The sequence below is a fragment of the Neisseria sp. HMSC055H02 genome (assembly GCF_001813335.1).
In the GTDB taxonomy this organism is placed as follows: domain Bacteria; phylum Pseudomonadota; class Gammaproteobacteria; order Burkholderiales; family Neisseriaceae; genus Neisseria; species Neisseria sicca_C.
Window position 1 is genome coordinate 117,100 of the sequence record NZ_KV812081.1, and the last position, 12,367, is coordinate 129,466.

The 12,367-nt window shown below is 52.4% G+C and carries 10 protein-coding genes and 3 pseudogenes; 7 read left to right on the forward strand and 6 right to left on the reverse strand.

The window, feature by feature from the left end; all coding sequences use genetic code 11:
- Nucleotides 1–330 precede the first annotated feature (330 nt).
- Nucleotides 331–2,043 carry a proline--tRNA ligase gene (locus tag HMPREF2907_RS03675; RefSeq protein ID WP_070680163.1) on the reverse strand — a complete coding sequence of 571 codons (1,713 nt, stop codon included), beginning with the start codon at nucleotides 2,041–2,043 and terminating at the stop codon, nucleotides 331–333.
- 449 nt (nucleotides 2,044–2,492) lie between these two features.
- Between HMPREF2907_RS03675 and fghA the strand changes: the two genes are divergently transcribed.
- The 3 genes from fghA (at nucleotide 2,493) to HMPREF2907_RS03690 (ending at nucleotide 6,574) form a co-directional block, all read left to right on the forward strand.
- On the forward strand, nucleotides 2,493–3,341 hold the full coding sequence (gene fghA / locus HMPREF2907_RS03680; RefSeq protein ID WP_070680167.1) for an S-formylglutathione hydrolase: 849 nt from the start codon (nucleotides 2,493–2,495) through the stop codon (nucleotides 3,339–3,341).
- Nucleotides 3,342–3,525: 184 nt separating this feature from the next.
- Complete coding sequence (locus tag HMPREF2907_RS03685) at nucleotides 3,526–4,530, forward strand: 2Fe-2S iron-sulfur cluster-binding protein (RefSeq protein WP_070680170.1); 1,005 nt, start codon at nucleotides 3,526–3,528, stop codon at nucleotides 4,528–4,530.
- 250 nt (nucleotides 4,531–4,780) lie between these two features.
- Nucleotides 4,781–6,574, forward strand: a complete 1,794-nt coding sequence (locus tag HMPREF2907_RS03690; protein WP_070680173.1) for a 2-isopropylmalate synthase — start codon at nucleotides 4,781–4,783, stop codon at nucleotides 6,572–6,574.
- 64 nt (nucleotides 6,575–6,638) lie between these two features.
- Here the strand turns inward: HMPREF2907_RS03690 and HMPREF2907_RS03695 are convergent.
- Nucleotides 6,639–7,499, reverse strand: a pseudogene (locus HMPREF2907_RS03695) (EamA family transporter).
- A gap of 151 nt (nucleotides 7,500–7,650) precedes the next feature.
- Nucleotides 7,651–7,881: a DUF2798 domain-containing protein gene (locus HMPREF2907_RS03700; RefSeq protein ID WP_070680177.1), complete on the reverse strand. Its 231-nt coding sequence runs from the start codon at nucleotides 7,879–7,881 to the stop codon at nucleotides 7,651–7,653.
- A 107-nt stretch (nucleotides 7,882–7,988) separates the two neighbouring features.
- On the opposite strand from HMPREF2907_RS03700, the gene HMPREF2907_RS03705 reads away from it, so the two are divergent.
- Nucleotides 7,989–8,846 (forward strand): LysR family transcriptional regulator, encoded by an 858-nt coding sequence (locus HMPREF2907_RS03705; protein ID WP_070680180.1) that lies wholly within the window; start codon nucleotides 7,989–7,991, stop codon nucleotides 8,844–8,846.
- 103 nt (nucleotides 8,847–8,949) lie between these two features.
- Complete coding sequence (locus HMPREF2907_RS12870) at nucleotides 8,950–9,210, forward strand: hypothetical protein (RefSeq protein WP_168165195.1); 261 nt, start codon at nucleotides 8,950–8,952, stop codon at nucleotides 9,208–9,210.
- Here HMPREF2907_RS12870 and HMPREF2907_RS03715 read toward each other — a convergent pair.
- Nucleotides 9,199–9,951: pseudogene (locus HMPREF2907_RS03715) on the reverse strand (dioxygenase family protein). The gene HMPREF2907_RS12870 and the pseudogene HMPREF2907_RS03715 overlap by 12 nt on opposite strands.
- A 136-nt stretch (nucleotides 9,952–10,087) precedes the next feature.
- On the reverse strand, nucleotides 10,088–10,624 hold the full coding sequence (locus HMPREF2907_RS03720; protein ID WP_070680186.1) for a TetR/AcrR family transcriptional regulator: 537 nt from the start codon (nucleotides 10,622–10,624) through the stop codon (nucleotides 10,088–10,090).
- Nucleotides 10,625–10,712: 88 nt separating this feature from the next.
- Between HMPREF2907_RS03720 and HMPREF2907_RS03725 the strand changes: the two genes are divergently transcribed.
- Nucleotides 10,713–11,219, forward strand: a complete 507-nt coding sequence (locus HMPREF2907_RS03725; protein ID WP_070680188.1) for an HPP family protein — start codon at nucleotides 10,713–10,715, stop codon at nucleotides 11,217–11,219.
- A 261-nt stretch (nucleotides 11,220–11,480) separates the two neighbouring features.
- Here the strand turns inward: HMPREF2907_RS03725 and HMPREF2907_RS03730 are convergent, their stop codons facing one another.
- A complete protein-coding gene (locus HMPREF2907_RS03730) occupies nucleotides 11,481–12,023 on the reverse strand; it encodes a lipocalin family protein (protein ID WP_070680191.1) in 543 nt (180 codons plus the stop codon).
- A 224-nt stretch (nucleotides 12,024–12,247) separates the two neighbouring features.
- Here HMPREF2907_RS03730 and HMPREF2907_RS13675 point away from each other — a divergent pair.
- Nucleotides 12,248–12,360, forward strand: a pseudogene (locus HMPREF2907_RS13675) (ABC transporter six-transmembrane domain-containing protein); the annotation flags it as partial.
- Nucleotides 12,361–12,367: the final 7 nt, after the last annotated feature.

Genomic DNA, 12,367 nt, shown 5'->3' on the forward strand with positions numbered 1-12,367 from the left:
AAAGAGGAAAAGGGCTGGAAGGCATGGTTGTTGGTATCCGTGAAAGTTACGATAATAAAATATCTCGAATCATTGCAGCTATACATCTAAATACACTTTGAACATACGCGAAGCCAAAGTTGCCGTCCAGCTTGAATTTTCAGATTCATTAGTAGCGCCGCCCATCTTTTTCATAAAAATAGCAGAGGTGGTAAAAACATACTTGACTAAATAATCATGTGTTTTCCTGATTTTTACTGCTGATTTTGATTTCAAAATAAAGAAGGTCGTCTGAAACCTGTTTCCAGTTTCAGACGACCTTCTTTTATCTGCATTCGTTTTAATCCGTCATTAGTCTTTCAATGCAGCCAATACTTTGCCGGCGATTTCATTCAGGCTTACGGTTTGCGCCTGATTGTCGCGGCGTTCGGCGTATTCGACATTGCCTTCTTTCAAGGCGCGGTCGCCGATGACGATGCGGTGCGGGATGCCCAGAAGCTCGGAATCGTTGAGCAATACGCCTGCGCGTTCGTCGCGGTCGTCGAGGAGGACATCTGCGCCTGCCGCCAACAGTTCGGCGTAGATTTTGTCGGCAGCGTCGCGCACGGCGTCTGATTTTTTGTAGTTCATCGGCACGATAACGACTTCAAACGGCGCCATTGCTTTTGTCCAGATGATGCCTTTTTCGTCGTTGTTCTGCTCGATGGCGGCGGCAACGACGCGGGTGATGCCGATGCCGTAGCAGCCCATTTCCATGATTTGCGATTTGCCGTTGTTGTCGAGGAAGCTCACGTTCATGGCTTGGGTGTATTTGTCGCGTAATTGGAAGACGTGTCCGACTTCGATGCCGCGCGCCAGTTTCAGACGACCTTGTCCGTCGGGGCTTTCGTCGCCTTCGACGACGTTGCGCAAATCGACGAATTCAGGTTCGGCGGCGTCGCGGCCGAAGTTGAAGCCAGTATAGTGGTAATCGTCTTCGTTCGCGCCGATGACCCAGTCTGCGCCTTTTTCGGTAGCGAAATCGGCATAGACTTTGCCTGTGAAGCCGACGGGGCCGAGCGAGCCGCCGTTTGCGCCGAACTGCGCACGGATGGCGGCAGGGTCTGCCATGGTCAGCGGCGATTTCACGCCTGCGAGTTTTTCGGCTTTGATGTCGTTGAACTCATGGTCGCCGCGCAACAGCAATAAGACGATTTCGCCTTCGTTTTCGCCTTCGACTACGATGGATTTCAGCGTTTTTTCAATCGGAATACTGAGGAAGTCAACCAATGAATCAATGGTTTTGACGTTCGGTGTGTGTACTTTGGCCAGCTCTGCCTGAGCAGCCGCGCGTTCGCCTTTGAGCGGCAAGGTCGGTGCCAGCTCGATATTGGCGGCGTAATCGGAAGTGTCGCTATATGCAATCACATCTTCGCCGCTTTCCGCCAACACTTGAAACTCGTGCGAACCGGTGCCGCCGATGCTGCCGGTGTCTGCGGCGACGGGGCGGAATTCCAAGCCCAGACGGGTGAAGATGCGGCAGTAAGCGTCGTACATGGCATCATAGGTCGTCTGAAGTGAGGCGTAGTCGGCATGGAAGGAATAAGCGTCTTTCATGACGAACTCGCGCGCACGCATGACGCCGAAGCGCGGACGCACTTCGTCGCGGAATTTGGTTTGGATGTGGTAAAAGTTTTTCGGCAGCTGTTTGTAGCTGTTGATTTCTTTGCGCACGATGTCGGCGATGACTTCCTCGCAGGTCGGACCCATGCAGAAATCGCGGTCATGGCGGTCTTTCAGGCGCAGCAGTTCTTTACCGTAAAATTCCCAGCGACCGGATTCCTGCCACAGTTCGGCAGGCTGCACCACCGGCATCAGCAACTCCACGCTGCCCGCGCGCGCCATTTCTTCGCGCACGACGTTTTCGACTTTGCGCAACACGCGCAGCCCCATCGGCATCCAAGTATAAAGGCCGGACGCGTTGGCTTTAATCAGACCGGCGCGAATCATCAGCTTGTGGCTGGCAAGCGCGGCTTCGGCAGGGGCTTCTTTCAGGGTGGAAATGAAAAATTGGCTGGCTTTCATGGTGTGTTTTTCTGTGTAAAAAAGTAAGCGCGTATTGTAACGCGAAAGGCAGGGGGATTGAAGTTTTTCCCCATAAGGCGACAGCCGCTGCCTTACTTGTTCGGTCAACTCATTTGACATTTATCAGGCGTGTCAATCACTTTTTATACACAATCCCGCATTGGCTTGTTTTGCTTATAAATTTTTCCCATAAAGGCTTTAAAATTTTTTATTTTTATAACTAATTGATTTTATTGTGTTTTATTTGACTATTTTTTAAGCGCCGAAAGGCTTGGGTTGTTCCAAAAGCAAAAATTCCGATTACCCAAAGCTTATCAACAAACTTATCCACAGAGTTTGTGTATAGATTGGTGTCGTCTGAAACCATACCGTTCGATAGGTTTTTAAAAGCCCGTAACGCGGTCTTTCTGTTAAGATGATGCCTTCACTTTTTTCACGTCATCCCATCTATGTCCGCACACGAATTACACCTGCTTTCCCGCGCCAAAATGTTCAACGGCCATCAAGAGCAATACCGCTGCTTTTCCGAAACCTGCCAAACCGATATGACCTTCGGCATCTACCTGCCGCCGCAAGTATTGAAAGGCTATCCCGCGCCGGTTTTGTATTTCTTGTCGGGATTGCACGGCGACGGCTCGGAACTGATACGCCAAACCGGCATCCAGCGTTTCGCCGCGCAATGGAACATCATCGTCGTTTTCCCCGACACCTCGCCGCGCGGCAGCCATATCAGCGACAGCGCGAACGAATTTATCGGACAGGGCGCGGGATTTTACATTGACGCGACCGAACAGCCGTGGGCGGTGCATTATCAGATGTACAGCCATATTAGCCGCGAGCTGCCCGATTGGGTGGAACGGCATTTCCCCGCCACCCAAGAGCGCAGCATCGCAGGTTTCAGCATGGGCGGGCACGGCGCGCTTTCCATCGCCCTGAAAAATCCAGGCCGCTATGCCGCCGTTTCCGCGTTCGCCCCCTTGTGCCATCCGACCGCCAGCCGAGGCGGAAAACAGGCGTTTGCCGCCTATCTAGGCGCAGAATCGGATGCTTGGCAGGCATACGACAGTACATCGCTTGTTCAGACGGCCTCTCGCAAACTGCCGATACTCATCGACCAAGGCGGAGCCGACCCGCTGTTCCCCGACGAACTGCAACCCGAAGCCTTCGTCAATGCCGCCCGCGCCAACGGCTTCAACGTGCAATACAAAGTCCGCCCCGACTACGGACACGATTATTTCTTCATCGCCAGCTTTATCGACTCGCATATCGAGTTTCACGCCGAAGCATTGGGTTTGTAAGTCCGCCATTCATAAAGTGTAGGAATCATCGCGTTGTCTACACCACCGGCCGAGAAAAACATTTGGCTGCGAAAAGGCAAGTGTTTTACTTTTGAGCCTGTTCAATCCACCGGTACCCGAATGTTGTATTTGAAATCCGAATCCAATGACCTTTTAACTTAATCTATTCAAACCACGCCAAGCCATGACCCACACCATTACGCTACCCGACCAAACCACCTTTACCGCCAACGACGGCGAAACGGTTTTAGCCGCTGCCACCCGTCAAAACCTCAATCCGCCCCATTCCTGCAAAAGCGGTGCCTGCGGGCAATGCAAAGCCGAACTGGTCAGTGGCGATATTCAAATGGGCGAACACTCGGAACAGGCCTTATCCGAAGCAGAAAAAGCCCAAGGCAAGATTTTGATGTGCTGCACCACTGCGCAAAGTGACATCAGCATCAACATCCCCGGTTACAACGCAAACGCGCTACCCGTCCGCACCCTGCCCGCCCGTATTGAAAGCATGGTTTTCAAACACGATGTCGCCCTCCTGAAACTTGCCCTGCCCAAAGCCCCGCCGTTTGCTTTCTACGCCGGGCAATACATTGATTTACTGCTGCCGGGCAACGTCAGCCGCAGCTACTCCATCGCCAATTCGCCCGACCAAGAAGGCATTTTGGAACTGCACATCCGCAGGCGCGAAAACGGCGTCTGCTCGGAAATGATTTTCGGCGGCGAACCCAAAGTCAAAGAAAAAGGCATCGTCCGCATCAAAGGCCCGCTCGGTTCGTTTACCTTGCAAGAAGACAGCGCCAAACCCATCATCCTTTTGGCAACCGGTACAGGCTATGCCCCCATCCGCAGCATCCTGCTCGACCTTATCCGCCAAGACAGCAGCCGCGCCGTCCATTTCTACTGGGGCGCGCGTCACCAAGATGATTTGTACGCACTCGAAGAAGCGCAAGAACTGACAGGTCGTCTGAAAAACGCCCGCTTCACCCCCGTCCTATCAAAAGCCGCTGAGGGTTGGCAAGGCGAAAAAGGATACGTCCAAACCTCCGCCGCAAAAGATTATCCCGACTTGAGCGGTTATGAAGTTTATGCCTGCGGTTCCGTCGCCATGACCGAAAGTGCGAAATCCGTGTTGACCGCGCAATGCAGCCTGCCTGAGACAAGCTTCTATTCGGATGCGTTTTCGCCGGCATAATAACCCAGTTTTATTACCCCTCTGGTTTATTACAGCCAGACAAACACCATCAAGGTCATCTGAAAACGAAGCTTGGAGCTTTTCAGATGACCTTTAATTTGACTCTTTTTAGACAAAATGTATAAAATAATTCTGGATTTAAAAAGTAAATCCGTATTTTTAGAAAAATAGATTGTCGTTTTGTCTAAAATGCGTATAATCCCCTTCCAAAGCAAACCATAATTTCGATAAAATTTGGACAAGGAGTATCATGCAATTAGACATTGACCGCTTAGTTACTTATTTCGGCGGCGTGAATGCACTTGCCGAAGCGTTGAAACAGCACGATCCCGAAAATGCCGCAACAACCGCAGCCATCTATAAATGGCGCACGCGCGGGTCGCTGCCTTTGGCGCAACTGCAAAAGCTGACCGCGCTGGCGGAAGCGCAAGGCAGGCCGCTGGATTTGAATGCTTTTTTACAAAAAAACGAATCTCTGGAGAGAACAGAAATGACACAGACCAACCGCGTAATTATTTTCGACACCACCATGCGCGACGGCGAGCAGTCGCCCGGTGCATCCATGACCAAAGAGGAGAAAATCCGCATTGCCCGCCAGTTGGAGAAAATGGGCGTGGATGTGATTGAGGCGGGTTTTGCCGCTGCCAGTCCGGGCGATTTTGAATCGGTCAATGCGATTGCCAAAATCATCACCAAATCCACGGTCTGCTCGTTGGCGCGTGCCGTTGAAAACGATGTGCGTAAGGCAGGCGAGGCCGTTTCCCCCGCGCTGAAAAAACGCATCCATATCTTCATTGCCACCAGCCCCATCCATATGGAGCACAAACTGAAAATGAAGCCGCAGCAGGTCATCGATGCGGCGGTCAAAGCAGTGAAAATCGCCAAAGAATACACCGACGATGTGGAATTTTCCGCCGAAGACGCCGTGCGTTCGGATTTGGACTTCCTCGCCAAAATCTTTACGGCGGTTATCGAAGCGGGCGCGACCACCATCAATATTCCCGATACCGTCGGCTACTCCATCCCTTCCGTGTGGTACGAACGTATCAGCAATATCATCAAAAGCGTGCCCAACGGCGACAAAGTAGTCTGGTCGACCCACTGCCACAACGACTTGGGCATGGCGGTTGCCAATTCGCTGGCCGCTATTCAGGCAGGCGTGCGCCAGGTGGAATGCACCATCAACGGCTTGGGCGAACGCGCGGGCAATGCCAGCCTTGAAGAAATCGTGATGGCGTTGAAAGTGCGCCATGACCTTTTCGGCTTGGAAACCGGCATCGACACCACGCAAATCGTGCCGGTATCCAAACTGGTGTCCACCGTTACCGGCTATCCGATTCAGCCCAATAAGGCGGTGGTCGGCGCAAACGCCTTTGCACACGAATCAGGCATCCATCAGGACGGCGTGTTGAAACACCCCGAAACCTATGAAATCATGACTGCCGAATCGGTCGGCTGGTCAACCAACCGCCTGACCTTGGGCAAATTGTCCGGCCGCAGCGCGTTCCGCAGCAAACTGGCGGATTTGGGCATCGAGTTGGAAAGCGAAGAGGCGCTGAACGCCGCGTTTGCCCGCTTCAAAGAACTCGCCGACAAAAAACGCGAAATCTTCGATGAAGACCTGCACGCGCTGGTGTCCGACGAAATGGGCAGCATGAACGCCGAAAGCTACAAATTCATCTCCCAAAAAATCAGCACCGAAACCGGCGAAGAGCCGCGTGCCGACATCGTGTTCAGCATCAAAGGCGAAGAAAAACGCGCTTCCGCCACCGGCTCCGGCCCTGTCGATGCGATTTTCAAAGCGATTGAGAGCGTGGCGCAAAGCGGCGCGACTTTGCAGATTTATTCCGTCAACGCCGTAACGCAAGGCACGGAAAGCCAAGGCGAAACCAGCGTCCGTCTGGCACGCGGCAACCGCGTCGTCAACGGACAAGGCGCGGATACCGACGTTTTGGTCGCCACTGCCAAAGCCTACCTCTCCGCCTTGAGCAAACTGGAATTCGGTGCCGCCAAACCGAAAGCACAAGGCAGCGGTACGATTTGAGCTTAAATGGTTTGATTTGAATTTAAAAAGCAAAGAGGTCGTCTGAAAACCGGATTTTGAGGTTTCAGACGACCTTTTTCATGACCGCCCGCTGTACCCCGAATATCGATACCAACACCAACGCAAATCCCGCCAGCGACTTCCCGTCCATCCCTTGTCCTAAAAACAGCCAGCCCAAGATAAATGCCGAGACAGGGCTGAGCAATCCCAGCGACGAAACCGCAGCAGGCGAAAGTTTGGAGATTCCTCTGAAAAACAACACATAAGCCAATACGGCACCAAACAGGCTCAAATACAGATAGCCGCCGATATTGGCGGGGCTTAAAGATTCGAGCGGCGGCTCGGCAAGCAGGGCGACGGGCAGTAAAAACAAGCCGCCGATAAAAAGCTGCCAGCCTGTGAACGCCAACACGGGCAGCGAAGTGCGACGGTGTTTCGACAAATAAACGCCCAACGCCATCGCCGCCGCGCCCGCCAATGCCGCCAAAATCCCCGTACCGTCATAGCGCGCCTGCGGCGACAATACCAAGAGCGCAATCCCCAAAACCCCTGCCGCCGACCAAGCCCAAGCCGCTTTGGGCGGCATGGTTTTGCCGATTAACCAAGTGAACACCAGCACCATCAGCGTCTGCGTCGAACTCAATACCGCCGCCAGTCCGCCCGGCAAGCGATACGCCGCCACAAACAGCATGGCCTGAAAAAAGCCGATGTTCAAAAAACCGAGTAAGACAACGGTCGCCCATTCGTCGCGTTTGGGTATGCGCCGCGTCCACGCCAACAGCAAAAGCCCGGCGGGTAAAACACGGATAAGCGCGGCGGTGAACGGTCGGTCCGGCGGCAGAAATTCTGTGGTCACGAGATAGGTGCTGCCCTAAATTAACGGGGCGAGTGCGGTGGTCAGGATGGTGGCGGTACGGCTGGACATAGGATTCCTTGTGTGCGGCGTTTTAGCTTCCCAGAAACTTCGTTTTCAGGTAGCCTGTGAAACCGTCTGGAAACGGGATGGGTATGATGTAAAAGCAGCCCGCACATTTTAAAACACAAGTGCAGGCTGCTTTTTGCGTTTTCAGGCAGCCTCAATCCGTCACCGAAGCCGCCACCCATTTTACCACCAACGGACGCACGCCGAGCAGGCTGGCGAATGCCACCGGCCAAGTAATCAGATACGATTTCAACAAGCGCAGCAGGTAGTCCGCGTCGATGCCGGTATTCAGCGCCACCAGCACAGCGCTCACAATCAGCACCATCACCGCCGAGGCGTAAAAAGAAAACAATACACCCGCGTATTTTTTCGGCAATTTTTTCATCTAGTTTCTCTCAAAAAGTTCATATTGCGCAGTTTAAATCGTTTATAAAAATACGAAAATAAGATAAATTGGCAAACACAGCCAAAAAATGCACAAAGGAAGCAATAATGGATTGGGACTGGAACGGTATCCGCTATTTCACCACTCTCGTGGAAAAACAAACCCTTACCGCCGCTGCCGAACACCTGGGCGTGCAGCACAGCACCGTTTCGCGACAAATCGCCCAGCTGGAAAACGCACTCGGATTGCACCTGTTCGACCGCATCGGCAAACGCTACCTGCTCACTCCCGAAGGCGAACGACTTTATCGCCATGCCTGCGAAATCTGCAAAGATATGAGCATGTTGCAGCGTACCGCGCGCGAACAGGCCGAGCTGCGGCACAGCGTTGTCATTTCCGCACCGCCATTCGTCGCCCGACTGATGCTGATGCCCCACATTGCCGATTTCTACCGCAAACACAACAATATACGCCTTATCATTCAAAGCGATGCCGCACTCGCCGACCTGCACGGCCGCCAAGCCGACATCGCCCTGCGCCTCGTCCGCCCCACCCAAAACGATCTTGCCGTACGCCGCATCTCCCATTTCTCCTACCGCATCTATGGCCATGAAGGCTACCTGAAAACCATCCGCCGCGAAGACTGGCATTTCGTGCAAATTGCCGTAAACACCCGTTTTTCCCGCTGGTTTGCCGAACAAATCGGCGAAGATGCCGACATTTCCTTCGCCAGCAACGACTTCGCCGCCGTCAAACAAGCCGTGTGCGGACAAATCGGCATCGGTATCCTGCCTGATTTCGCCGTTTTTCCCGCCGACAGGCTGCATCCCGTCTCACTCAATCCGGATGCCCTGCTACCTGAATTCGCAGCGGAACTCTTGCTGGTGATGCACGAAGACGTGCGCCGCAGCCCCAGCGTAAGGGCGGTGGCGGATTATTGGGGCAATGTATTGGGAAATGGATAATCCATCCTGAAAAAGCAGCCTGCACTTGAAAATTCAAAGTGCAGGCTGCTTTTCGTTTGGGCAGTGCTGCTTTAGCCCTAGTTCCTTTCCTTCGGCGGAGCAGTTGCAGGAAACTATCAGCACAATGGCGGTTAGTGTCCAAACTGTACGAAGCAATCTGCCCTTCGGCAATGTGCTGCTTGGCTTGCGCTTCGGCAGCGGGGTTGGTTGGGATTTCCGCTGCCTGCGTGCAGCCGATTTGTCGCAATACGTCGGCCAACACGTCCGATTTTGCCGTGTCCAAGCCGTCTTCGTAGCGGGCTTTTGGGCAGGCGAGCAGGTGTTCCGGCCCGCGTTGCTTTGTCTTGGCCTTTTACCCGATTAAAACGGAAGTCATGCTGATTGAGCCGAAAGCGAGTTCGTCATTGAATATTTCCATATCGTCCTGCGGTTCGCGCAGCGCGGCGGTGTAGAGCAGCGGCAGGTAGTGTTCCGGGGGGACGACACGGAGAGTGCGGCAGCTTCCACCAACCGTTCGTAATGCACCAGCGTGTCGTTGTCCCGCACGGTAAGGGCGCGGTTGACCGTATTGCGGAAGTCTATTGCCCGACCGTAGCCTCCGGCAGATTCGCAGCGCATGGTGCGCAGGTTGTGCACGATGTTGCCGCTGCCGGCCACCAGCACGCCTTGTTCGCACAGCGGGGCGAGTTTTTCGCCAAATCGAAATGCCATTGTACAGGTTGTATCAGGTTCAAGCTGAGCTGCACTACGGGAATGTCGGCTTCGGGATACAGGCGTTTCAGCACCGCCCACGCGCCGTGGTCGAAGCCACGCTCCGGGTTCATTACTACATTTTCAGGCTGCAACAGCGAGCACACCTGCCCCGCAGTTCGGGCGAGCCGGGCGCGGGATATTGCATTTGGCTGAGTGCTGCGGGGAAGCCGTAAAAATCTTAAATCATTTCGGGACGTTCGCCGGACGTTACCTGCAAACGGTTGCCGTACCAGTGCGCCGAAATCATCAGAATGGCTAAATTTCTGCTCAATGCGGATGAAGCCTTAGCGGATGATTTTACGGGAAATTTTGTGCGAACAATCCCGTTTGGGGAAGGATATATTTTCTTAATGGGAAATCATCGGGCGGTTTATAGCTTTTGTGTTTTATTTTTGTTGTTTAACAGGCTGCCTGAAAGCACGGGTGGGTGCGTGGTTGGCGCAATCAAAAGCAGCCTGCACTTATGCTTTGAATATCCAGGCGACTTCCTACATCAGCAGACAATCTACCAAATCTTCTACTGCCATATCACATTGTCCCGTTTGCGCGGCAACAATCAAACCCTCTCCCAATAAAAATACTTTATCGGCAAGTTTCTGAGCATTATCTGTATCTGTGCCGCTTTCGCTCAAACGCGTCCGTAAAAAATCACGGATTTGGGATTTGTGGGCGGCAGATTTTTGGTGCGGGCTGCTGTTTGGGTCGGCATATTCGCCGCAGACATTGATGAACATGCAGCCGCAGAAATCGGGAGATTTTGTCCAATCGGCGATAAAGTCAAGATAGGCGCGAGCGGTTTGCGCTTTGGGTTTTTCATCCAATGCCGCAGCAAGTTTGTCCATGAATTGTTCATGGCGGTAGTCCAAAACGGCATCTATCAAGCCGTCTTTACTGCCGAAATGGGCATATAGTGTGCGTTTGGTCGTACCGGCGTTCTGCGCCAGCAATTCTACGCCTGATGCGTGAAACCCTTCCTTGTAAAACAGGTCGTGGGCAGTGCGGATGATGTTTTCTTTGATAGACATAAAAAATCCTTGCATAAAGTATACCGATTGGTATAGTATTTAAAAATATACCGATTGGTGTATTTTAACTGATTTGGAGAATATTAAAATGTCAGAGAAAAAACTTTTTGCCGCCTATGAAAAATGCCCGCCCAGACTGTCTTATGGTGTTATCGCTGCCGCATGGCTGGGCGCGGCGTTGGCAACGGGTGCTTTTGCCGGAATAGGGAATGCGGCAAACCTGCCTTTGGTGTTGGGTTCGTTCGGCGCTAGCTGCTTGTTGGTCTTTGCCTATCCGCAAAGTCCTTTTGCACAGCCTAAAAACGTTATCGGAGGACATTTTGTCGCCACTTTAACGGGGTTGGTATTTATGGCGGCATTCGGTGCAGGCTGGTGGGTAATGGCTTTGGCTGTCGGCACGGCGGTGGCATTGATGTTGCTGCTTCGCGTACCGCACCCGCCGGCAGGCTCCAATCCTTTGATTGTGATGCTCGGTGGCGTGGGCTGGGATTTTTTGATTACGCCGACTTTGGCCGGGTCGCTGATTTTGGTGGCCTTGGCCTTGGTTTACAATAATTTGGGCAAAGGGCGGCGGTATCCGACTTATTGGTTGTAAGGCCGCTTTAATCTTTTTCGGGATTGGACAATTCAGATAAACCATCCAATCTCCAATCTAAGTCTCCCAAACATGCTCCACTGCTATTCCCGGCGACCCCACTCTGTAGCGGTTTCATCAAAAGCCCCACTTATTCCGCCAGCACCGCATCTACCGCCGCAAACGCATGGATGGCGGTGCTGTCGAACACGGGCAGCGGGCTGTCGCTTTCTTTCAGAAGTTGACACCTTTTTCTACTTCAAAAGATTCATTCAAGGTATTTTACTTCCTATGCTTGGTACGAATAAGCGCAGATAAATCATAGCCTTGCTCTTTTGCTTGCTGCAAATACGCTTGATATACCGATTCATCCATGCTCGGTTTGCGCGACAACAACCACAAATATTTCCTATCGGGCTGTCCTATCATCGCATATTGGTAATTGCTGTCCAAAGCCATCACCCAATAAGGTGCCTTGCCTACAGGCAGCCATCGAATCGCTTTGGGCAGAAAAGTCACGCTCAACTTGGTGTTTTCCGCATTCTGCACATATGCCAGCCCTTCTGCCGCCGACCAAGTTCCATCCGCCTTCAAACAACGGTTGGTCACGCTGATAGTGTCCTTGTTTTTTATCTTATAAAACGCCGTCACATCCGATACGCAATGACTTTGGTAAGGCATAGGCAATCGCGCGATTTCGTACCACTGTCCTGCATAACGCTGCACATCTACTTGCGGAACGGTTTGCAGCGGAGGCAAACTTTCCGACTGTGCGTAAGCAGCAAAACACATAGTTCCTAATAATAACAATCCTTTAATTTTCATCTTGCACGCTCCTTTAAAAAATATCAGCATATATCATTTCGGCAAAGACAACACACCACTTTGAGTAAAAATATTGGAACACTTACCGGATAAACCGGAGGCTTATTGACAACAATGTCTGGCAAGCCATGCTCTGCGGCTTGGTGTTTTTTTTGATTGTTGGCGGTCGGTGCTGCAACGCCGGTTATTGATACGCATACTTTCGTGCAGATTTACTCAGCATTTTCATGTGGATGTCCGCAATCAGCCTGACGACTTGCTGCGATTGGTCGAACAATATTCCAACCTGAAAGACATCGGTCAAAGGGTGGAATTGTCTGAAAAAGGGCTGGCATAGACAGGGG